Origin of the sequence: Planotetraspora sp. GP83 (assembly GCF_041262585.1) — a bacterium.
Taxonomy (GTDB): Bacteria; Actinomycetota; Actinomycetes; order Streptosporangiales; family Streptosporangiaceae; genus JAOEGB01.
Genome location: NZ_JBGCBZ010000004.1, coordinates 345,161 through 366,986, shown reverse-complemented (window position 1 = coordinate 366,986; position 21,826 = coordinate 345,161). Strand labels below are relative to the sequence as shown.

Below are 21,826 nucleotides of genomic sequence, written 5' to 3'. Positions count from 1 at the left end.
AAAGCAGCACATTACTCATTGTGCTCGCGCGATAACGCCAGGTTGGCTAACCTGTGCATCGAACATAGTGGCGAAAAGAAACGGCCCCCTCGCGGGGGCCGTAGAGCCAGAGGGCGTAGCCCCTGGCGCGGTAACACCATGTTAGGACGTGATCACCCTGAGAACCAAGCAGAGTTCGAAGAGAGCTACACATGGCTACGATGTAGCCATGTCACCCACTCCGCGGTCCGTTCGCTTCGATGAGGCAGTGCTCGAGAAGCTCACCAAGTTCGTCGCCGAGCATCCGGGACTGTCGGTCTCGGCTGCGGTCAACTTGCTGATCACGGAGGCTCTGAGAATGGAAGAGCACCCAGGGGTGCTCTTCCGCACCGGTCCATCCGGCCGCCGGGCCGTGATCGTCGGAGGGCCGGATGTCTGGGAGATCATCCGGGCCGTCAAGGTGACCCGCGCGGCGGAGCCGGATGCCCAGCCGGACGATGTTGTCCGAATGGTCGCCGAATACTCCGGGATCCCGCAGCATCAGGTGCGAACCGCGATCCGGTACTGGTCAGCCCACTCTGACGAAGTCGACGCTCAGATCGAGGCGGCCGACATCGCGGCGCGGGAAGCCGAGAAGCGCTGGTGCCGCGAGCAAGACCTGCTCGCATCATGAGCGGACTGCTCACCGATGAGATGTTTCCCCCGCTGCTGGCCGTGACCCTGCGGGAGCGCGGTCACGATGTCGTGGCGATCCACGAGCGCCAAGGAGGGGCCGGCCTTCCCGATGAGCAGGTTCTGGAGATCGCGCTCGCTGAGCGGAGGTCTCTGCTGACGGAGAATGTGCGGGACTTCGAGGTGCTGAGGGCACAGCGGCTCACTGACGGACGGCGTTGCCCAGGCCTGCTCTACACCAACGCTGTGCGTTTCCCCCGGACCAAGCAGGCACTGGGAAAGCTGGTCCAGGCCTTGGACGAGATCCTGACGGAGCAGCGACTGCCGGAAGCAGGCAGGGTGCACTGGCTTCGGTAGTCACTGCTGGGGGTGGGTGGTGGGGTGGGGGAGGCGGCCGCAGGCGGCGAACATGGCGGGCCGGCCGACCAGCTTGACCCGCTCTCCCCGCTTGAGCTTCGTGGCGAGCTCCGTCTCGGCGGCCTCGATGGCGAGCCAGTCCTGGTAGGTCACCGGGGTGACGCCACGGGCGTCCAGGAGGTCGTCGAGCCTCGCCTTGGCCACGCCGGCAGTGGCCTCCGCGAGCAGGGTCCGGACGGTCTCGGCGGCGTCGGACTTGTTGGTGCCGATGACCCCGGTCGGGCCGCGCTTGAGCCAGCCCGCGACGAACTGCCGGTCCGACACCTTGCCGGCCACGTTCGGCACGGTCATCGACGCGGGGTCGAACGGCACTCCGGCGAGTGCCACGCTCTGGTAGCCGACCGACCGCATCACCATGTCGGCCGGGATCGTCTCGAACTCGCCGGTGCCCACGACGCGCCCGTCCTCCAGGCGAGTGCGCTCCAGCCGGATGCCCTCGACATGGGAGACGCCGAGGATCTCCACCGGGCGCAGCCAGAAGCGCACCTCCAGCCGCCGGGGCCGGTCCGCGGGCACCCGCTCCGACCAGGACTGGAGCACATCCACGTTGCCGCGGATCTGGCGGGAGAGCGCGGCGAGGTCCTCGACCTTGACCTCATCAGGAAATGTCAGGATGTCGGCGTTCAGCAGCTCGCCGAGCTCGCGCAGCTCCTTGAGGGTGAACTTGGCGTGTTCCGCGCCCCGGCGGCCGATCATGTGGATCCGCCTGACCCGTGAGGAGGCCAGCCGTTCGAGGACCTCCTCCGGCACGTCCGTCTCGCGCAGCTCGTCAGCGGTCTTGGCGAGGATGCGCACCACGTCGACCGCCACGTTGCCGACCCCGATGACGACGACCTCCTCGGCGTCGAGCGTGAACGCGTCGGCGGGGACGTCAGGATGGCCGCAGTACCAGTTCACGAAGTCGGTGGCGGCGACGCTGCCGGGCAGGTCCTCGCCGGGTATGCCCAGGTGCCTGTCCACCATCGCCCCGGTGCAGTAGACGACCGCGTCGTAGCAGGACAGCAGGTCGTCCACGGACACGTCCGAGCCGAGCTCGATCCCGCCGAGGAAGCGCACCCCTGGGGACTCCAGGACACGGCGGAGATAACCGGCGATCGACTTGATCGACGTGTGGTCGGGGGCGACGCCGTACCGGACGAGTCCGTACGGCGTGGGCAGGCGCTCCAGCACGTCCACCTCGACCGGCCCCTGGGCCTGCTTTATCAGCGCCTCGGCTGTGTAGATCCCGGCCGGGCCCGATCCCACGATCGCGACGCGCAGTGTCACCATGGCCTCCACAGAGCGGGGCGTCCTATCAGTGATTCTTTATCATCGGCCCCCCGCACCGCCAGGACCCTCGACCAGCGAGGCGCGTGAACGGATCGCTCGTTTGTCGATCTTGCCGTTGGCGTTGACCGGCAGGGCGTCGACGACGATCACGCGGCGGGGGACCTTGTGGCTGGACATGTTCTCCCTGGCCCACGCGATGACGTCCTCCGGGTCGACCGTGGCGCCCGGCCGCGGCACGACGTAGGCCCATCCGGCCTCGCCGGCCCGCGCGTCCGGCACGCCGACGACCGCGGCCTGCCCGATGTCCGCGTGGCGCAGCAGCAGCCCCTCGACCTCGGCCGGGGAGACGTTGAAGCCGTTGACGATGTACAGCTCCTTCTTCCGGTCCACGATCGCGAGGTTGCCCGATGGGTCGAGCGTGCCGACGTCGCCGGTGTACAGCCAGCCGTCCCTGACGACCTCGGCGGTCCTGGCGGGCTCTCCCCAGTAGCCCCGCATGACGCCGTAGCCGCGCACCAGGATCTCGCCGCGTTCGCCGGTCGGCGCCTCCTCGCCCTCGTCGCCGGCGATCCGTACTTCCATGCCCGGCACGGCCTGGCCGGTGGAGGAGGCGATCACCTCGACCGGGTCTCCGGCCCTGGTCATCGACACGACCGTGCCCTCCATCAGGCCGTACGCGTTGATCATCCGGTTGATCCCGACGCGGTCGACGAGCCGCCTGATCAGCGCCTCGGGCACGGCCGCCGCCCCGCAGATGGCGACCCGGAGCGAGGACACGTCCCATGGGCGGCGGTCGAGCTCGTCCAGGAGCCGATAGAACATCGGCGGAGCGCCCGCCAGGATGCTCACCTTGCTCGACTCGATGAGCTCCATCAGCCCGTCCGGGGAGAACGCCTTGAGCGGCATCATCGTAGCCCCGCGCATCACCGAGGCCAGCAGCCCCGCGTTGAGCCCGAACCCGTGCGTGAAGGGCGCGATGATCGGGTAGCGGTCGCCTTTCCGTAGTGTCACGATCTCCGCCCAGTCCCAGTAGCCCCGCAGGATCTGGGCGTGGTCGAGCATCACGCCTTTGGGCGCGCCGGTGGTCCCGGAGGTGGAGATGATCTCGCACAGGTCGCCGGGCCGCACGGCCGCCGCCCGTGCCTCGGCCTCGTCCTCGCCCACCCCGTCACCCAAGGGGGCGCGAGGAGTGATCACATGGCGAAGCTCCGGCAGGTCCGGTGCGCCGAGCACGTCGGCGAACGGGGGAGCGCCCGCCAGGTTCTGGCCCGTGATGAGCGCCGAGGTTCCGGTCTTCCGGAGCAGGCCGGCCGCCTCGATGCCCTTGTAGCGGGACGACAGCGGCACGAGCACCGCGCCCGCGTTCCAGACGCCGAAGGCGTTCACGACCCACGGGAGATCGTTGAGCCCCCAGAGCGCGACCCGATCGCCTCGCTCGACGCCGAGCCCGATGAGCCCCCTCGCCACCGTGGAGGCTCTCTCCCGCAGCTCCGCGAGCGACAGCCGTACGCCGTCTTCGAGGACCGCGGTCATGTCCGGATGCCGCCCGGCCCGGTCGCGCAGCATGCGGGGGATCGTGCCCCAGTCCGGAACGTGCTCCATGGAGCCCCCTAGTGAGCGATGGCCGTGCGGTCCCTGCCGAGATGCTGGCCTCTCAGGTCGTTCACGGTCCCGGGCCGCGCCGCCTCGGCGATGCCGTGGGCGACCTCGACGGTGATCGCGACAGGGGTGATGGCTTTCAGCGACTCCCGGATTCGCGCCTTCCACATCGGGTTGCCGACGAGGGCGGCCCGGTTGAAGGTCACCGTCAGCGTCGCGGCGTCGAGGGTGCCGGGCCGGGAGATCGTCAGCTCCCACGTCGCCACGCCGTCGATCTTGGCGAGGGCCTTCTCCAGCCGGGACAGCGCCAGCCAGACGCCCCTGATCAGAACGTGGTCGCCGACCGTGTGCTCGGGCGCCGGGACGAGGTCCGGGGCCGTGACCCGGCCGACCCGGGCGACCTGGCCCGTCCGCAGAACGCTGTCGCCGCGCCTGACGACCAGCTCGGCGGGCCCCTCCGGACAGGGGCCGTCGAAGATCTCGTCCTTGTCGAGAGAGGCCAGGCGGAGACTCCCGGACGGGGTCAGCGGTGCCGTCTCCGACGCCCGCCAGCCCAGCGCCGCGCCACTGAACGGCGACGCGAGGATCTCGGAGACCGACGCGTCGAACTCGCCGGCGAGCTGCCCCGGCGTGCCCCTCGACGCGATCTCGCCGGTCAGCACGATGTGCCGCAGTCCCAGGTCGAGGGGATCGAGCAGGAACTCCAGATGAAGGCGGGCGAGGAAGTCCATCGCCCCCGTCGGCGTGATCACCAGCGTGGTGGCTCCGACCGACATGAGCGCTTGATGCAGCCGCAGCCGCCCCCGGGGGCCAACCGGCGCCGCGGCCTCGGCGACCTCCGCCGCCGCCGAGGCCCACAAGGCCCCGTACGGCTCGGCCAGCGCGACCACCACCCGATCGCGCTCCGCCACCCCGGCGGCGCGCAGGGCCGAGGCGGTGGTCGTACGGTCGTCGGGGTCGAGTGGAACGGCGCTCGACCCGTCGGGGGAGACGAGCAGCAGGCCGGTCGCGTCATGCCCGGTCAGGTCACCTCGGGTCAGCCAGCGCTCGCCGCTCACCGCGCCACCTCCGTCATGAAGCGCCGCATCGAGTCGCACACGTGCCCGTGGGCGAGACCGCCGACCTGTGCCTGGAGGATCAGGTCGGTGGCCCCCGCCTCGGCGATCCTGGCGACGGCTTTACGAGAGCCGGCGACGTCGTCCACGACCACCATCAGATGCTCCCGGAGCGTCGCCATCGCCTCGTCGGGTGGCAGCCCGGCCGCGAGCTGGCCGAGCACTCTGTGCGTCGCGTGCCGGGCGTCGTAGTAGTCGGGCGGGGTCACGAGGTTGACCTGGCGGCGGATGTACCAGAGCACGGGATCGGCGGCGACCGCGATGGCCTCGTCACGGGTCGGGCCCACGAACCAGGGGATCATCAGGGCGATCCGGCGGGTGTCCGGGTCGAAGCCGCTGTCGGCGAGGCATTCCTTGTATTCGGCGATGTCCGCCGCGACGTCGCCGATGCCCTTCAGCATGGTCATGCCGAGCAGGTTGTACCCCTTCCTGGCCGCCGCCAGGTAGCCGTCAAGGGAGGTGGAGGCCACCCATACGGGCGGGTGCGGCCGCTGGACCGGGCGCGGGTAGACGCCCACGCCGGGGATCTCGAAGAACTCGTTGGACCGGCTGACCGGCTCCCCGTCGGCGTTCCAGATCGCGAGCACGGCCTCGAGAGAGTCCTCCCAGAGCGCCCGGGACTGCTCGAACGGCCGCTGGAAAGCCTGGTACTCCAGTGGAGAGGCTCCCCTTCCCGTGCCGAACTCCACCCGGCCGTCGCTCACGATGTCGAGCGTGGCGACGCGCTCCGCCGTACGGATCGGGGACTGGAACGGCAAGAGCACGACGCCGAGCCCGAGGTGGATCCGGGCCGTCCGCTGGGACGCGGCCGCCAGCACGAGGTCCGGGGCGGAGGAGTGGGAGAAACCGCGGGTGAAGTGGTGCTCCACGAACCACGCGGTGTCGAAGCCCAGCTCGTCCCCGAGCACCACCTGTTCGATCACGTTGTGGAACGCCTGCCGTTCGACCTCGCGGGTCCGGCCGCGCACCTCCAGCTCGTAGCCCAGGCTGATCCTCATGGCCCCGTCCCTCACATCGTTAACCAAGCGCTCGCTTGGCCGAGATTACACGCGAACCCGCCGCACGGGCAACGAGGGCTTGCGGGAGGGCGGTCGCCGCGATCAAAGTTGATGCTCGTGGGCTCTGGGGCTAAAAGACGGGGAAACCCGAGGACGAGACGGCCGATCGGTGGGACCCTCCCAGACATGAGGGGATTCCGCGGGGGGCGGGAGGAGCCCGGGCTTCTGCCGGGGCCGGAAGAGCACGACGAGGCGCGCACGCCTAACGCCCGGCGTTACGAGGCTCTCGGCAGGGTGATGGCCGCGCTGGCCGGCGAGGCCGAGATGCTGGAGGCCTGCCGCGACCTGGCCTGGTGGCGAGGGAGCGACCACTCCTGGCACGTGGAGTGGCGGGACGGGCCGCATGCCTCGGAGGTCGCGGCGCTGCTCGTCGAACGTGTCCACGAGCCCGGACACCCGGGGCCGCTGGCCGGGGCGGCCGGGCCCGCCACCGCCTCCACCGCGTCGCTGGACGTCATGGGGGTGAGCTTCGTGCTGCGGGCCATCGATCCGCTCGGCATGGGACGGCTGCGGGCCCGACCGGGGCTGTGGCGCATGTCCGCGACCCTGGACAGGACCGTGGCCGCGGCCAGGCGGCCCGCCTCCCGGCAGCACTGGGAGGAACTGCTCGGCGGCTGAAGAGACCCGGACGGCGAGGGCGCCGTCCGGGTCGTCATCGCAGGGCGTCGGGAACCGGCTTCTCAGCTCGTGGCGAGGGTGCCGGGGAAGCCGGAGTAGGCGTCCCAGATGTCGGTGAAGTACTCGATGCAGGGGTCGAAGGCGCCGCCCCAGTGGTCGGATCCGCCACCGGCCGCTCCGTTGTGGATCCCCTTGGCGACGCTCCTGCAAGGCCAGTCGATCCCCGCGGTGCTGTCGCTTCAGCTGTGGCTTCAGGGTCTGTTCACCCGCGAGAGCGGTGAATGCTGCGTGGCGGTCGAATGGGGCTATCCCTGGCAGGACTGGGCGGGCCTGGCTCTGGCCCTGGTGCTCGTGCTGCTCCTGCGGCCCACGCCACCGGCGCGGCTTCGGTCCTCGCCGTCACGGTCGCGCTGACGGCGCTGCTGGCCGGTCTGGGAAGGCTTCAAGGCCTCCTGTGAACACGGCCCGCGCCAGCCGGGCACGATGCGCCTCGGGCGGCCCGAAGAGCTGAGCGTCCGACGTCGCCCGCTTGAAGTAGCGATGGGCGTCGTGCTCCCACGTCACCCCGATGCCGCCGTGCACCTGGATGTTCTCGCCCGCCGTGCTCAGGTATGCCTCGGTGCAGTACGAGCCCGCCATCGCGGCGTAGACGGACAGCTCCTCCGCGCTCGCCTCGGCGGCGGCATAGGCGGCCGAGCGGGCGGACTCGACCCTGAGCAGCATGTCCGCCAGCTTGTGCTTGATCGCCTGGAACGAGCCGATGGGCCGCCCGAACTGGTAGCGCCTCTTGGCGTATTCGGTCGCCGACTCGAGGCAGCGGGCCGCCCCGCCCGCCTGCTCCGCGGCCAGCCCGGCGATGCCGAGGTCCCGCACCCGGGCGGCCGCCCGCGCGTCGCCGATCCCCCGTACGGGCACCGCGTCGAAGGTCAGCTCGGCCAGCGGCCGGGTCGTGTCCAAGGTGACGTACGGCCTGCGCGCCGACGGCTCGGCCTCCACCAGAGCTCCGTCGACATAGGCGAGCACGAGCTCGCCCTCCATGACGTACGGCGCGAGCCCGCTGAGCCGGTCGCCGTCCAGCGAGAGGTCCGCGTCGTCGGGGAAGATCACTGTGGCCGTGATGGCCCCTTCGGCGATCGCCGGCAGCAGCCGCCCCCGCGCCTCGCGGTCGCCCGACTCCAGGATCGCGGAGGCCGCCAGCACGACCGTTGACAGGTAGGGGAGGGGCGACAGGGCCCGGCCGATCTCCTCGCAGACGATCGCCACCTCAGGGAACCCGCATGCGGCTCCGCCGTACTCCTCGGGGACGGCCAGCCCGGCGGCGCCGAGCTCCCCGGCGAACCGCCGCCACGTGACCCCGGTGGCCTCTCCGAGGAAGGCCCGGACGGCTTCGCGCAGTTCCTTTCGCTCGTCCACGCCGCGAGGATACCAAGCGGTCACTTGTTGATGATAAGCATGGCCGTTATTGGGGTTATTTGACGTCCATATAGACTGCTCGTGACTGGTGCAGTAATTGAAGATCGGATCGCAGTCGATGAACATCCCGTCCTGCTTCGCCGAGGAGGAGACCTCGGAGGGAGACTTCGCCACCCTGGACCGGTGCGCACGTCGCATTCAGGGCCACATCCTCGTCGCGCTTCTCGCCGGCGTCCCGGTGGGCGTGGCCGGGACGCTGCTGTCCGGCGTCGCCTCCAGTCCTGTGCTCAGGATCGCGATGTCCGCTCTGCTGGTGAGCGTCGTCGCCGTGAGCGGCTACCTTTCCGCGGGATTGGGATGGGCCCTGCTCAACGCCGCCCTCACGACCTTCGGCGCGGTCTTCCCTGGCCTGATCATGAGCGTGGGCGGCACGGACTTCATCGAATTCCCCGGCGGCGGAGTCGCCGTGGACGGCATCCTCTTCCGGATGGTCGCCATAGGGGCGCTCGCGTATCTCGCCCGTTCACGCTCCCCCTGGGGCGACGTGGCCGCGGGCGTGCTCGCGCTGCTGTTCCTCACCGACATGGCCGAGAGCGCAAGCTTCAACGGAACGGTCAAATGGCACGGCATGGTGACCTGGGACAGGGGCCCCGCCCTGCCGTGGCTCGCCGGTACGGCGCTCGTGCTCGGGCTGCTCTGTGTGGTCCTGTCGCGGCGGTCGTGGGCGGGCCGTACCCGCGCCGCGGGCGTCGCCGCGGTCCTCACCGCCGTGTACGCGCTGTAGAAGGTGTACAGCCTATAGAGGAGGCGAGACGCGTCCGCGAGTCGATAACCTTGGCTCACGTCGTCTCTCTCGCGGTCTCTGTCGCGAGATCTCCAACGAGCAAGGAGTAGCCGTGCTGCTGCGTATGTCGACCCTGTTCCTGCGCACGCTGCGTGAGGATCCGGCGGACGCGGAAGTGCCGAGCCACAAGCTGCTCGTCCGCGCCGGATACGTCCGCCGTGTCGCCCCCGGCATCTACTCGTGGCTGCCGCTCGGCAAGATCGTCCTGGAGAACATCACGCGGGTGGTCCGCGAGGAGATGGACCGGATGGGCGCCCAGGAGGTGCTGTTCCCCGCGCTGCTGCCCCGCGACTACTACGAGGCCACCGGCCGGTGGACGGAGTACGGCGACACGCTCTTCCGCCTCAAGGACCGCAAGGGCGCCGACTACCTGCTCGGGCCCACCCATGAGGAGATGTTCACCGACATGGTCAAGGGGGAGTACTCCTCCTACAAGGACTACCCGGTGACCCTCTACCAGATCCAGACGAAGTACCGCGACGAGGCGCGCCCCCGGGCGGGCATCCTGCGCGGCCGGGAGTTCGTCATGAAGGACTCCTACTCCTTCGACCTCGACGACGACGGCCTGAAGCACTCCTACGAGACGCACCGAGAGGCCTACATCCGGATCTTCGACCGGCTCGGCATCGACTACCGCGTCGTCTTCGCCATGTCCGGCGCGATGGGCGGCTCGGCGTCGGAGGAGTTCCTGGCTCCCTGCGCCACCGGTGAGGACACCTTCGTGGCCTGCCACAACTGTGGCTACGCGGCCAACGCCGAGGCCGTCGTCACGCCCGCGCCGCCCGCCGTCACGACCGGGCACCCCGCGCTCGAAGTGCTCGACACGCCGGACACGCCCACCATCGAGTCGCTGGTCGGCTACGTCAACGAGCACCACGGCCTGGGGATCACCGCCGCCGACACGCTGAAGAACGTCGTGGTCAAGGTCCGCACGCCGGGATCCGACAAGGCCGAAACGCTCATCATCGGCGTGCCCGGCGACCGGGAGGTCGACTTCAAGCGCCTGGAGGCGGCGGTCTCACCCGGCGTCCCCGAGATCTTCGAGGCGGAGGACTTCGTCCGGTATCCCGGCCTGGTTCGCGGTTACATCGGCCCGCAGGTCCTCAAGTCGCTCGGCATCCGCTATCTCGTGGACCCCCGCGTGGTCGACGGCTCGGCCTGGGTGACCGGGGCGAACGAGCCCGGCAAGCACGCCGCGCACGTGGTCGCGGGCCGCGACTTCGAGGCCGACGGGACGATCGAGGCGGCCGACGTCCGGGCCGGGGACTCCTGCCCCCGCTGCGGCCACCCGCTGTCGATCGACCGCGGCATCGAGATCGGTCACATCTTCCAGCTCGGCCGCAAGTACGCCGACGCCGCCGGGCTCGACGCGCTCGGGCCGGACGGCAAGCCGATCCGGATCACGATGGGCTCCTACGGCGTCGGCGTCTCACGCGCGGTCGCCGTGCTGGCCGAGCAGCGCCACGACGAGCTGGGCCTGGTCTGGCCGCGCGAGGTGGCCCCGGCCGACGTGCACCTCGTCGGCACCGGCAAGGAGAACCAGATCGAGGTGGCCACCCAGCTCGCCGAGGAGCTGGAGTCGCGCGGCCTGCGCGTCCTGGTGGACGACCGCGCGGGCGTGTCCCCCGGTGTGAAGTTCAAGGACTCCGAGCTGCTCGGCCTGCCCACTGTGCTGATCGTCGGCCGCGGGCTCGCCCAGGGCGTCGTTGAGCTGCGCGACCGCGTGACCGGGACCAAGGAGGAGATCCCGCTCTCCGAGGCCGTGGACCGGGTCCTGGCGGCCTGCCAGGCCTGATCGCCGCCGCGTCGGCAAGTAGCCGGGCCCGGTCGACCGGGCCCGGCTCATTGCGTGTCGGCGGGCTCCTCGACCAGCGATGAAGGGTCGAGCGGCGGAGTGGGGTCGAGGGACGGCGTGGGGCCGGCGGTCGCCGTGGGTGACGCCCCCAGCCCGGGCATGCCGGGGAACGCGGTGATCGCGGGCCGCCAGCCGTACGCGCGGGTCGCGCACTCCTGGGCGGCGAGCGCGGCGAGGCGCCGCAGCGACGCGTCCGGGTCGGCGGCCAGCTCCAGATAGGCGGTGGTGAGCCGCTCCTCGACCAGCACGGCGAGGCGGACGGCGTCAGAGGCCGTCGTGATCTCGAACGGCAACTGGTAGGTCGGCCCGGGTTCCGACGGCGTGCCGCCCCGCTGCGCGATCAGCGTGCGGAGCTGGTCACGCCGAGCCCGATGGGCGTCGAACCCGATCGAGGCGCGGGCGCGGAGCCTGCCCGTGGTCTTCCCGCCGACCACCCCGTAGGCGTACACGGCGGCATGCTCGGCGGCCAGGGCCTTGGCGAGCGCGTCAGTCACAGTCAATCACGCAGCCTCCCCAGCGCGATCACGTGTACGGCCTCGCAGGCGCCGATGCCGGCCAGGAGCTGGGCGAGCGCGGGGGAGACGCCCGCCGTCTGAGCCGGCCGCCCGGCCGCCGCCCGGCGCTCCGCGTCGCGCAGCCGGCCGGCGGACACCGCCGATCCGGATGCTTGCGAAGGGGAACCGGATGCTTGCGAAGGGGAACCGGAGGCTTCCGAAGGGGAAGGGGAGGGCGAGGGGGTCGGCGCGGCGTCCCGGGGAAGCAGCTTGCGCAGTGCGGCGAGATGGGCGACATGACGCTGGCGGAACTGCTCCAGCGTGCCGGCCCGCTTGGCGTCCGACAGCGCCGCCCGCTGGTAGAGCGCGATCATCTGCTCCTTGGCCGCGATCAGGGAGATCAGCAGCACGGTCTGAGGATCCGGCGGCTTGTGGGCACCGGTCTTCCCGGAGCCTTGACCCGTGCGGAACGAGCAGCCGGAAACGGCCAGCCCGGCCGCGGCCGTGCCAAGCAGGGCACGCCTAGTCATCCGGGCCCCGCTCGTCTGTTCCACGACATAGCATCGTACGGCGCGCCACCCAGTGGTCATCGCTTCTCGCGATCATCGCGCCCGTGTCGGCTCGCCGCCCGGGTGTGGCGCTATTTCCGTCCCGCGTTGTCGATAGGCTGTTGGCACATCGGGCGAGGTACGCCAGTGAATGGGAGGTCGGCATGGGCAACGACGCTCGACGCGACCGCCTCGTGGAGCTTCTCGGCCCGGTGGTCGACGCCGAGGGGCTCGACCTGGAGGATGTGACGATCACTCCGGCGGGCAAGCGGCGGCTGGTGCGTGTTGTAGTGGACCGCGACGGCGGGGTGAGCCTCGACGACGTGGCCGACGTCAGCCAGTCGATCTCCAAGGAGCTCGACAACACCGACGTTCTGGGCGGCAGTCCGTACGTCCTGGAGGTCAGCTCGCCGGGAGTCGACCGGCCGCTGACCGAGCCGCGCCACTGGAGGCGTGCCAAGGGCAGGCTGGTCAAGGCCGAGCTGCGGGACGGCACCTCGGCGGAGGGGCGGGTGACCGGCGCGGACGAGTCCGGCGTGGAGCTGGACGGGTCGCGCCGCCTCGCGCTCGCCGAGCTGCTCCGAGGCAGGGTGCAGGTCGAGTTCAACCGAGCGGACGGCGACCTTGAAGACGGCCTTGAAGACGGCTCCGAAGAAGACTCAGACGATGTCTTCGACGGCCACCCAGCCAGCCATGCTGGTGACGCGGACATCGACGGCCGCACCGACGACATTGACGACGAGGGCTAAGGGGGAGCCTTGTGGACATTGACATGAGCGTCCTGCGCAGCCTGGAGCGGGAGAAGGACATCTCCTTCGACCTGGTCGTCAAGGCGATCGAGGACGCACTACTGATCGCGTACTTCCGCACCGAGGGCGCGGCGCAGAAGGCCCGCGCCGAGCTGGACCGGCTGTCGGGGCACGTGAGCATCTGGGCGGCCGAGCTCGACGAGAGCGGCGAGGTCGTCAGGGAGTACGACGACACCCCGGGCAACTTCAGCAGGATCGCGGCCACGACGGCCAAGCAGGTCATCCTTCAGCAGTTGCGCGACGCGGAAGACGAGATCAACTTCGGCGAGTTCGCCAGTCGCGAGGGCGAGCTGGTGGCCGGGATCATCCAGCAGGGCAAGGACCCGAGGGTCGTGCTGGTCGACCTCGGCAAGATCGAGGCGATCCTCCCGCACAACGAGCAGGTCCCCGGCGAGGACTACGTCCACGGCGAGCGCATCCGCTGCTACGTCGTGCAGGTGAAGAAGGGGCCGAAGGGCCCCTCCGTGACGCTGTCGCGCACGCATCCCAACCTGGTGAAGAAGCTGTTCGCGCTGGAGGTGCCCGAGATCGCCGACGGCACCGTGGAGATCGCCGCCATCGCCCGCGAGGCGGGGCACCGCACGAAGATCGCCGTCAGGTCCCGCAAGCCGGGGGTCAACGCCAAGGGCGCATGCATCGGGCCCATGGGCTCCCGCGTGCGTAACGTGATGACCGAGTTGCACGGCGAGAAGATCGACATTATCGACTGGTCGGAGGATCCGGCCGAATTCGTCGGGAATGCGCTTTCGCCGGCGCGTGTTTCCCGTGTTGAGGTGATCGATCCGGACGGCCGTGTCGCCCGGGTCACCGTGCCCGATTACCAGTTGTCCCTGGCCATCGGCAAAGAGGGGCAGAATGCCCGGCTTGCCGCGCGTCTGACCGGATGGCGCATTGACATCCGGCCGGACACTCAGGAGGCACCGGCCGATCCCGCAGATGCGTCGGCAAGGTAAGCTGGAACACGGTGGCCAGGCAGCCCCGCTCAGAACGTGTGTGGGCTGTCGGGTTCGCACGGTAAAGTCCGAGTTGCTCCGCCTGGTAGTGATCGAGGGCGTCATCGTTCCCGACCTGCGAGGACGGCTCCCGGGGCGTGGTGCGTCACTGCATCCGTCCCTGCGCTGTCTGGAGCTCGCCGAACGCCGCCGGGCGTTTCCTCGCGCGTTTCGCGCTGAGGGGGCGCTCGACGTCGCGTGTCTGCGGGCTCACCTGGAGGGGCTTGACTCGGAGTAAGTCCGGGTGAATGGTTACCACTGCTGTTCTCACAGCCGGTATCGGCATGGGATCAGGCAGCATTGGCCCCAGTATTCGGCCTGGGGCCGCGCACGAAGAAAAACTGTCATGTAGGACGCCGAGTTGATGGGCGGAGTCAGATTGCTATGAGCGCCTGATGAGCACGCGGCGATGAGTACGTCCAGGTAGCGACGGTCCGGCGGCACTGCTAGCCTCCCGGGCCGAGTTAGGGAGTGCAGTGGCGAAGGTCCGGGTATACGAACTCGCCAAGGAGTTCGGAGTTGAGAGCAAGGTCGTGATGGCCAAGCTCACCGAAATGGGCGAGTTCGTGAGGTCGGCGTCTTCAACGATAGAGGCGCCGGTCGTCCGCAAACTTACAGAGGCGTTCGGCAAGGGCGACGCCTCCAGGGGCGGCGGTAAGCCGTCTCCCCGTCCGGCGCAGCCGAGGCCTGCGCCGAGGCCGGCAGAGAGCCTGGCCAGTGGTGGCGCCGCACCGGCGCCCGTTTCCCCGTCCGCCGACGCGGCCAGGCCGGCCCCGAAGCCGGGTCCGCGGCCCGCTCCGCGTCCGGTTCCGATGCCGCACCCGGCCCCGCCGGTCGCCCAGCCCGAGGCGGCGCCCGAGGCCGTCCGTCCGCAGGCTCCGCGTCCGGAGGCGGCCCGTCCCGAGCCCCGTCAGGAGGCTCCGCGTCCCGACGTGGCCCGTCCCGCGGCGTCCGGCCCCCGTCCGGGGCCAGGCGCGCCGAAGCCCGGCCCTCGGCCGGCTCCGGCCCCGCGTCCGGCGTCCGCGCCCGGCGCGTCCGCCGGCCCCTCTGGTGGGGCTCCGCGTCCGGGTGCTCCCAAGCCGGGTCCCCGTGGCCCGCGTCCGGGTAACAACCCGTTCTCTTCCAACGCCAGCGGCATGGGACAGCGCCCGGCGCGTCCCGGCAGCCGTGACGGCGCCGAGCGCCCGGACCGTGGCGACCGGCCCGACCGCGGCGATCGTGGTGACCGTGGTGATCGTGGTCCCCGCGAGCCGCGCCGCGACGGCGCGCGTGACGGCGCCATGCCGCGTCCGCCGGGCGCCCGCGCGGGTGCTCCGGGTGCGGGTGGTCCGCGTCCCGGCCCAGGCGGCCCGCGTCCCGGCCCCGGTGCGGGCGGTCCTCGCCCGGGTCCCGGCGCCGGTGGTCCGCGTCCCGGTGGTCCGCGTCCCAACCCGATGATGATGCCGCAGGGCCGGCCGGCCGGCCCGGGTGGCGGCGCCGGCGGTGGCGGTCGTCCCGGTGGCGGTGGCGGCGGTGGCGGTCGTCCCGGCGGTGGCGGCGGTGGCCGTCCCGGTGGTGGCGGCGGCGGTCGTCCCGGTGGCGGTGGCGGCTTCGGCGGTCCCCGCACGGGTGCCGCGGGCACCGGTCGTCCGGGTGGCGCCGGTGGCGGTCCCGGTGCGGGCGGCGGCGGCGGTTTCGCCGGTCGTCCGGGCGGCGGCGGCCGCGGCCGTGGCGGCGGTACGGCGGGAGCCTTCGGGCGTCCCGGTGGCCGTCCGACTCGTGGCCGCAAGTCGAAGCGTCAGAGGCGCCAGGAGTTCGACAACATGCAGGCGCCGGCGATCGGCGGCGTGCAGGCTCCGCGTGGCGGCGGCCAGACGATCCGCCTCCCGCGCGGCGCGTCCCTGTCGGACTTCGCCGACCGGATCGGCGCGAACCCCGCCTCGCTCGTGCAGATCATGCTGCACCTCGGCGAGATGGTGACCGCGACCCAGTCGGTCAACGAGGAGACGCTGCAGCTGCTCGGCGCCGAGCTCGACTACGTCATCCAGGTCGTCAGCCCGGAGGAGGAGGACCGCGAGCTTCTCGAGTCCTTCAAGATCGAGTTTGGCGAGGACGAGGGTGACGAGGCCGACCTCGCGCCGCGTCCGCCGGTCGTGACCGTCATGGGTCACGTCGACCACGGTAAGACGAAGCTGCTCGACGCGATCCGGCACACCAACGTCGTGGCGCGTGAGGCCGGCGGCATCACCCAGCACATCGGCGCCTACCAGGTGTCGACCGTGCACGAGGGTGAGCAGCGCAAGATCACCTTCATCGACACCCCGGGTCACGAGGCGTTCACCGCCATGCGTGCCCGTGGCGCCCAGGCGACCGACATCGCGGTGCTCGTGGTGGCGGCCGACGACGGTGTGAAGCCGCAGACCATCGAGGCGCTCAACCACGCCCAGGCGGCCGACGTGCCGATCGTGGTCGCGGTCAACAAGATCGACAAGGAGGGTGCGGACCCGACCAAGGTCCGGGCCCAGCTGACCGAGTACGGCCTGGTGGCCGAGGAGTTCGGTGGGTCCACGATGTTCGTGGACATCTCCGCCAAGCAGGGCATGGGCATCGACGATCTGCTCGAGGCCATCCTGCTCACGGCGGACGCCGAGCTCGACCTCCGGGCGAACCCGGACATGGACGCCCAGGGCCTGGCCATCGAGGCGCATCTCGACAAGGGCCGTGGCCCGGTGGCGACCGTGCTCGTGCAGCGCGGCACCCTGCGGGTCGGCGACTCGATCGTCTGTGGCGAGGCCTTCGGCCGAGTCCGGGCGATGCTGGACGACAACGGCGACACGGTCGACGAGGCCGACCCGTCGCGTCCGGTCCTGGTCCTGGGCCTGACCGCCGTCCCGCGCGCCGGTGACAACTTCATCGTCGTCTCCGACGACCGGATGGCGCGTCAGATCGCCCAGCAGCGGGCGGCCCGGCAGCGCATCGCCGACATGGCCAAGTCCGGCCGCAGGCGCACGCTCGAGGAACTGTTCAAGGACCTCGAGAAGGGCCAGGTCGACGAGCTCAAGCTCATCATCAAGGGTGACGTCTCCGGTTCGGTGGAAGCCCTGGAGGACGCGCTGCTCAAGATCGACGTGGGCGAGGAGGTCAACCTCCGGGTTCTGCACCGCGCCGTCGGTGCGATCACCGAGTACGACGTCAACCTGGCGATCGCGGACGACAACGCCGTCATCATCGGCTTCAACGTGCGCCCGGAGGTCCGGGCCCGCGACCTGGCCGAGCGCGAGGGCGTCGACATCCGCTACTACTCGGTCATCTACCAGGCGATCGAGGAGATCGAGGCGGCCCTCAAGGGCATGCTCAAGCCGGAGTTCGAGGAGGTCCGGACCGGCACCGCCGAGGTCCGCGAGGTCTTCAAGGTCCCGAAGATCGGCAACATCGCCGGTGCTCTGGTCCGCTCGGGCACGATCACCCGCAACAGCAAGGCCCGCATCATCCGCGACGGTGTCGTCGTGGCCGACAACCTGACCGTCTCGTCGCTGCGCCGCTTCAAGGACGACGCGACCGAGGTCCGCGAGGGCTTCGAGTGCGGTATCGGTGTCGGGTACAACGACATCAAGATCGACGACGTCATCGAGACGTTCGAGATGCAGGAGAAGCCGCGCGCCTGACGTGTCGCGCCGCCGCCCCCGCCCGGGGGCGGCGGCCGCACGTCGGCATCGTGGTGACACTGCCATGTATGTCGGTGCCCTTACTTTGGACATCCTGCTCGGCGACGTGCATTCGCTGAAGCAGAAGCGCTCCGTGGTCCGCCCGCTCATCGCCGAGGTGCAGCGGCGGTTCCCCGGTATCGCCGTGGCCGAGACCGGCCACCTTGATCTGCACCGCCGCGCGGAGATCGGCGTGGCCGTGGTGTCGGCCTCGGCGGCCAACTGCGACGAGGTGCTCGACGCGTGCGAGCGAGTGGTCGCCCACCACCCCGAGATCGAGCTGCTGTCCGCGCGGCAGCGGATCTTCAACGACCACGAGGAATAGACGGCCAGGCCGGCGCGTCAGCCGTACATCGAACGAGGGAGCGTGAGCATGGACGCAGCGCGCGCCAGGAAGCTGGCCGACCGCATCCAGCAGGTGGTCGCCGAGATGCTCGAGCGGCGGATCAAGGATCCGCGGCTCGGGTTCGTGACGGTGACCGACGCCAGGATCACCGCCGATCTGGGTGACGCGACGGTGTTCTACACCGTCTTCGGCTCCGAGGCAGAGCGGGCGGACACCGCCGCCGCGCTGGAGAGTGCCAAGGGGATCATCCGGTCCGAGGTGGGACGGCAGACCGGCCTGCGGCACACGCCCACGCTCACGTTCGTCCACGACCCGCTGCCCGACAGCGCCCGCCACCTCGACGACCTGTTCGCCGTGGCCAGGGCCAAGGACGAGGAGATCGCCAAGAAGGCCGAGGGTGCGCAGTTCGCCGGGGACGCCGATCCCTACCGGTTCGAGGAGGACCTTGAGGGCGACGCGGCCGACCAGGACGGCGAGGACGAGACGTCCGGCCGTGCGGGTCATCGCACGACGTGACCACGCACGCTAAGGGGCACGGTACGGCTGTCGCCGAGGCCGACTGGGAACGGGCCGCCGAGCTGGTCCGCCGCGCGGGCTCGGTCGCGCTCGCCTGCCATGTGTCTCCCGACGGGGACGCGCTCGGGTCGATGCTGGGCTTCGGCCTGGCCCTCCGGGAGACCGGGAAGAAGGTCGTCGCGTCCTTCGGGGACCGCGGTTTCGCCGTGCCCCGGCTGCTGCGGTTCCTGCCCGGCCAGGAGCTGCTGGTGGAGCCCTCCGCCTACCCGGCCGAGCCGCCCTTGATGATCACGTTCGACGCGTCCACGATGGACCGGCTGGGCCTGCTCATCCCCAACGCGGGCAAGGCCGGAGAGCTCCTTGTGCTGGACCACCACGTGTCCAACACGGGGTTCGGATCGCTCCATCTCGTGGATCCCGGGGCCGCGTCGACCACGATGGTGACCGAGGAGCTGATCAACCGGCTCGGGCTCGCGGTCGGCGAAGACGTCGCCACCTGCCTCTACACCGGGCTGGTGACCGACACCGGGTCGTTCCGCTACTCGGCTACCACACCGGCCGCACACGCCATGGCCGGACGGCTGATCGCCGCCGGGCTCAAGCCGGACGAGATCGCCCGCGAGCTGTGGGACCGGTCGCCGTTCGCCTATCTGCGGGTGCTCGGCGCCGCCCTCGACCGGGTCACGCTGGAGCCGTCGGAGGCCGGTGGCCTGGGGCTCGTGTGGACCTACGTCACCCGTGCGGACCGGGCCGCCAACGCCCTGCCGTACGACGAGGTGGAAGGCGTGATCGACGTCGTCCGCCGGGTCGACGAGGCGGACGTGGCGGTGGTGCTGAAGGAGGGCGACGACGGCGTGTGGAACGTCTCGACGCGCTCCAAGGGCGCCGTCGACGTGGGCCGGGCCTGCACCGCCCTCGGCGGCGGCGGCCACCGCAGCGCGGCCGGCTTCTCGTCCCGGACCTCTCCCGACGAGACGATGGCGTCCCTCCTCCCACTCCTGGGGCCGTGATCATGCACGGGTTCCCCGGGACACCGCATGACCTGCCGAGACCTACGGCGTGATCATGCGCGTATTCCTCGGAAACCTGTGTGACCTGCGTATCCTCGTTTCGTGACCATGCATTGGACCTGTCATGAGTACGGCTAGGCCCCGGCGGACCCCTCCGCCGAGCGGGCTCATCATCGTGGACAAGCCCGCCGACTGGACGTCGCACGACGTGGTCGGCAAGATGCGCGGCATCGCCGGGACGCGCAAGGTCGGCCACGCCGGCACGCTCGACCCGATGGCCACCGGCGTCCTCGTCATCGGCGTGGAGAAGGCCACCCGCCTCCTTGGGCATCTCGCGCTTACCGAGAAGGTCTACGAGGCCACGATCCGTCTCGGCGTCACGACCAACACCGACGACGCCGAGGGCGAGGTCACCGCGACCACCCCCGCGGGGCACGTCGCGGACGAGGACGTGCACAAGGGGATCGCCGCGCTCACCGGTCCGATCATGCAGGTTCCACCGCAGGTCAGCGCCATCAAGGTGAACGGCGAGCGGGCCTACAAGCGGGCCCGCGCCGGCGAGGAGGTGGAGCTCGCGGCCCGTCCCGTCACGATCCACGCCTTCGAGGTCACGGGCATCCGCCGCCCGGGGGTCGCTGGGGATGCCGCCGGGGATGTTCTGGACGTCGTGGACATCGACGCGACGATCACCTGCTCCAGCGGCACCTACATCCGGGCACTGGCCCGCGACCTCGGCGCCGCGCTCGGCGTCGGCGGCCACCTCACCGCCCTGCGCCGCACCAGGGTCGGGCCGTACGGCATCGAGTCGGCCCGCACGATCGAGGAGCTCGCCCGCGAGTGCGTGATCCTTCCCATGGCCGGCGCCGTCGCCGCCGCGTTCCCGCGCAGGGACGTGACGGAGGAGGAGGCGCGTCTGGTCGCGCACGGCGGCCGGCTCCCCGCGACCGGGCTCGGCCCCGGGCCGGTCGGCGTGTTCGCCCCCGACGGGACGCTGCTCGCGCTTGTCGAGGAACGCGGAGGCGCGGCCAGGCCCCTCGCGGTGTTCGTGTCATAAAGACCGCATGTCCGGAGACCACTGTCCGGGGGCTGGCTCCCGCGATGGCGGCCGGGCATGGGAGGCTTGTCTACTGCTGGCAAGCCGTACAGGAATCGAGGTCGAGGTGCAGGGCTGGCACGGACTGGACGACGTGCCCGAGGACTGGGGCAGGTCCGTCGTCACGATCGGCGTCTTCGACGGGGTGCACCACGGTCACCAGCAGATGGTGGCCCGCGCGGTCGAGCTGGCCCGCGAACTCGGGGTTCCCTCAGTCGCCGTCACCTTCGATCCCCATCCCGACGAGGTCGTGCGGCCGGGGAGCCATCCGCCGCAGCTGACGAGCCCGCGCCGCCGGACCGAGCTGCTCTCGGCGCTGGGCGTGGACGCGGTGTGCGTGCTGCCGTTCACGCTGGAGTTCTCCCGGATGTCGCCGGACGAGTTCGTGCAGATGGCGCTGGTCGACCGGCTGCACGCGGTCAGGGTCGTGGTGGGGGAGAACTTCCGGTTCGGCCACAAGGCCTCCGGCGATCTGGAGACGTTGCGGAAGCTGGGCGAGAAGTACGACTTCGTGGCGGTGGGCGTTCCGCTGGTGAGCAACGGCGAGGCGATCTCGTCCACGCTGATCCGGGAGCGGCTGGCCGCCGGCGACGTCGCGGGGGCCGCCGACGCGCTGGGCCGCCCGCACCGCGTCGAGGGCGTGGTGGTCCGCGGCCACCAGCGCGGCCGCGCGCTGGGGTTCCCCACGGCCAACGTCGAGTCGCCGCAGCACACCGCGATCCCCGCCGACGGCGTCTACGCCGGGTGGCTGCACTGCACTCAGGCGCCTTCGCCGTACGAGGGGCAGCGGTGGCCCGCGGCCATCTCCATCGGGACGAACCCGACCTTCGAGGGGGTGGAGCGCACGGTCGAGGCGTACGCCCTGGACCGGGACGACCTCGATCTCTACGGGGCGCACGTGGCGGTCGACTTCTTCGAGCGGCTCCGCGACACGCTCAAGTTCGACTCGATCGACGCGTTGATCGAGCAGATGCACACGGACGTGGCCGAGGCCCGCCGTCTCACGGCCGAAGGCGGGCCCGCCGCCTGACGGAATTGTGCGGGTCGCTGAGCTGCGGTGGTAGCCTTGCATGTCGGCCATATTCAGGTGGCGCTCAGCGCCATCCGGCTGGCCTGTCACGGCGACTGTAGGCACGCACGGTCGTTCGCGGGCTGGAAGTGTTCCGCGTGCCTCCCATGAGAAGGAGAAGCAGTGTCGCTCGACACCGCCACCACGAAGGCCATCGTCACCGAGTACGGCACCACCGAGGGTGACACCGGATCCCCGGAGGTCCAGATCGCGCTGCTCAGCAAGCGCATCAGCGACCTCACGGAGCACCTGAAGACCCACAAGCACGACCACCACAGCCGTCGTGGTCTGCTCCTGCTGGTCGGCCGCCGTCGCCGGCTGCTGAAGTACCTGCAGGCGAAGGACATCACGCGCTACCGGTCGCTGATCGAGCGGCTCGGCCTGCGCCGATAGTGCGAAAGGAGCGGCGGTCCTCGCCGCTCCTTTC

22 protein-coding genes and 1 pseudogene are annotated in these 21,826 nt (G+C 70.7%); 16 read left to right on the top strand and 7 right to left on the bottom strand.

All coding sequences use genetic code 11. The features are described from left to right. Positions 1-247 precede the first annotated feature (247 nt). Together ABH927_RS08480 and ABH927_RS08475 are read left to right on the top strand one after the other, a co-directional pair. A complete protein-coding gene (locus ABH927_RS08480; protein ID WP_370019634.1) occupies positions 248-652 on the top strand; it encodes a hypothetical protein in 405 nt (134 codons plus the stop codon). Further along, positions 649-1,008: a DUF5615 family PIN-like protein gene (locus ABH927_RS08475; RefSeq protein ID WP_370019633.1), complete on the top strand. Its 360-nt coding sequence runs from the start codon at positions 649-651 to the stop codon at positions 1,006-1,008. Before ABH927_RS08480 ends, ABH927_RS08475 begins: the two co-directional genes overlap by 4 nt. Here ABH927_RS08475 and ABH927_RS08470 read toward each other — a convergent pair whose 3' ends face one another. The 4 genes from ABH927_RS08470 to ABH927_RS08455 are packed head-to-tail and all read right to left on the bottom strand — an operon-like array spanning position 1,009 to position 6,049. Next, positions 1,009-2,337, bottom strand: a complete 1,329-nt coding sequence (locus ABH927_RS08470; protein WP_370019632.1) for an FAD-dependent oxidoreductase — start codon at positions 2,335-2,337, stop codon at positions 1,009-1,011. It lies immediately after the preceding gene. A gap of 39 nt (positions 2,338-2,376) precedes the next feature. Beyond that, the gene (locus tag ABH927_RS08465; RefSeq protein ID WP_370019631.1) at positions 2,377-3,939 is read right to left on the bottom strand and encodes an AMP-binding protein; all 1,563 of its coding nucleotides are present in this window, start codon (positions 3,937-3,939) and stop codon (positions 2,377-2,379) included. Positions 3,940-3,947: 8 nt separating this feature from the next. Continuing rightward, a complete protein-coding gene (locus ABH927_RS08460) occupies positions 3,948-4,994 on the bottom strand; it encodes a hypothetical protein (RefSeq protein ID WP_370019630.1) in 1,047 nt (348 codons plus the stop codon). Then, positions 4,991-6,049 carry an LLM class flavin-dependent oxidoreductase gene (locus tag ABH927_RS08455; RefSeq protein ID WP_370019629.1) on the bottom strand — a complete coding sequence of 353 codons (1,059 nt, stop codon included), beginning with the start codon at positions 6,047-6,049 and terminating at the stop codon, positions 4,991-4,993. Before ABH927_RS08455 ends, ABH927_RS08460 begins: the two co-directional genes overlap by 4 nt. A 186-nt stretch (positions 6,050-6,235) precedes the next feature. Here ABH927_RS08455 and ABH927_RS08450 point away from each other — a divergent pair, with 186 nt between their 5' ends. Together ABH927_RS08450 and ABH927_RS08445 are read left to right on the top strand one after the other, a co-directional pair. Beyond that, positions 6,236-6,727, top strand: coding sequence for a hypothetical protein (locus ABH927_RS08450; protein WP_370019628.1), 492 nt, complete (start codon positions 6,236-6,238; stop codon positions 6,725-6,727). Between the two features lie 108 nt (positions 6,728-6,835). Further along, positions 6,836-7,141, top strand: coding sequence for a hypothetical protein (locus ABH927_RS08445; RefSeq protein WP_370019627.1), 306 nt, complete (start codon positions 6,836-6,838; stop codon positions 7,139-7,141). On the opposite strand, the gene ABH927_RS08440 is transcribed toward ABH927_RS08445, so the two are convergent. After that, the gene (locus ABH927_RS08440; protein WP_370019626.1) at positions 7,127-8,140 is read right to left on the bottom strand and encodes an acyl-CoA dehydrogenase family protein; all 1,014 of its coding nucleotides are present in this window, start codon (positions 8,138-8,140) and stop codon (positions 7,127-7,129) included. The two genes, ABH927_RS08445 and ABH927_RS08440, sit on opposite strands and share 15 nt — an antisense overlap. 97 nt (positions 8,141-8,237) lie before the next feature. Between ABH927_RS08440 and ABH927_RS08435 the strand changes: the two genes are divergently transcribed. Further along, positions 8,238-8,924, top strand: a complete 687-nt coding sequence (locus ABH927_RS08435) for a hypothetical protein (protein WP_370019625.1) — start codon at positions 8,238-8,240, stop codon at positions 8,922-8,924. A 112-nt stretch (positions 8,925-9,036) separates the two neighbouring features. Then, entirely contained in the window at positions 9,037-10,779 is a 1,743-nt protein-coding gene (locus ABH927_RS08430) for a proline--tRNA ligase (protein ID WP_370019624.1), read from the top strand. A gap of 47 nt (positions 10,780-10,826) precedes the next feature. Here the strand turns inward: ABH927_RS08430 and ABH927_RS08425 are convergent, their stop codons facing one another. Continuing rightward, positions 10,827-11,333, bottom strand: coding sequence for a ferritin-like domain-containing protein (locus tag ABH927_RS08425; protein ID WP_370019685.1), 507 nt, complete (start codon positions 11,331-11,333; stop codon positions 10,827-10,829). A 2-nt stretch (positions 11,334-11,335) separates the two neighbouring features. Then, the gene (locus ABH927_RS08420) at positions 11,336-11,863 is read right to left on the bottom strand and encodes a hypothetical protein (RefSeq protein WP_370019623.1); all 528 of its coding nucleotides are present in this window, start codon (positions 11,861-11,863) and stop codon (positions 11,336-11,338) included. A gap of 182 nt (positions 11,864-12,045) precedes the next feature. Here ABH927_RS08420 and rimP point away from each other — a divergent pair. From rimP to rpsO, 10 genes and pseudogenes are all read left to right on the top strand, one after another. After that, a pseudogene (gene rimP, locus ABH927_RS08415) lies at positions 12,046-12,498 on the top strand (ribosome maturation factor RimP); the annotation flags it as partial. A 143-nt stretch (positions 12,499-12,641) separates the two neighbouring features. Next, on the top strand, positions 12,642-13,643 hold the full coding sequence (nusA, locus tag ABH927_RS08410; RefSeq protein ID WP_370019622.1) for a transcription termination factor NusA: 1,002 nt from the start codon (positions 12,642-12,644) through the stop codon (positions 13,641-13,643). Further along, on the top strand, positions 13,627-13,920 hold the full coding sequence (locus ABH927_RS08405; RefSeq protein ID WP_261587111.1) for a YlxR family protein: 294 nt from the start codon (positions 13,627-13,629) through the stop codon (positions 13,918-13,920). The genes nusA and ABH927_RS08405 overlap by 17 nt, the downstream gene beginning before the upstream one ends. 238 nt (positions 13,921-14,158) lie before the next feature. Beyond that, the gene (infB, locus tag ABH927_RS08400) at positions 14,159-17,326 is read left to right on the top strand and encodes a translation initiation factor IF-2 (RefSeq protein ID WP_370019621.1); all 3,168 of its coding nucleotides are present in this window, start codon (positions 14,159-14,161) and stop codon (positions 17,324-17,326) included. 64 nt (positions 17,327-17,390) lie between these two features. Further along, positions 17,391-17,690, top strand: coding sequence for a DUF503 domain-containing protein (locus tag ABH927_RS08395; protein ID WP_370019620.1), 300 nt, complete (start codon positions 17,391-17,393; stop codon positions 17,688-17,690). 48 nt (positions 17,691-17,738) lie between these two features. Continuing rightward, entirely contained in the window at positions 17,739-18,227 is a 489-nt protein-coding gene (gene rbfA / locus ABH927_RS08390; RefSeq protein ID WP_370019618.1) for a 30S ribosome-binding factor RbfA, read from the top strand. Then, positions 18,224-19,237: a bifunctional oligoribonuclease/PAP phosphatase NrnA gene (locus ABH927_RS08385; RefSeq protein ID WP_370019617.1), complete on the top strand. Its 1,014-nt coding sequence runs from the start codon at positions 18,224-18,226 to the stop codon at positions 19,235-19,237. Before rbfA ends, ABH927_RS08385 begins: the two co-directional genes overlap by 4 nt. 124 nt (positions 19,238-19,361) lie before the next feature. Then, on the top strand, positions 19,362-20,291 hold the full coding sequence (gene truB, locus ABH927_RS08380; protein WP_370019615.1) for a tRNA pseudouridine(55) synthase TruB: 930 nt from the start codon (positions 19,362-19,364) through the stop codon (positions 20,289-20,291). Between the two features lie 106 nt (positions 20,292-20,397). After that, positions 20,398-21,360 carry a bifunctional riboflavin kinase/FAD synthetase gene (locus tag ABH927_RS08375; RefSeq protein ID WP_370019613.1) on the top strand — a complete coding sequence of 321 codons (963 nt, stop codon included), beginning with the start codon at positions 20,398-20,400 and terminating at the stop codon, positions 21,358-21,360. A 162-nt stretch (positions 21,361-21,522) separates the two neighbouring features. After that, complete coding sequence (gene rpsO, locus ABH927_RS08370; protein ID WP_370019611.1) at positions 21,523-21,792, top strand: 30S ribosomal protein S15; 270 nt, start codon at positions 21,523-21,525, stop codon at positions 21,790-21,792. Positions 21,793-21,826 lie beyond the last annotated feature (34 nt).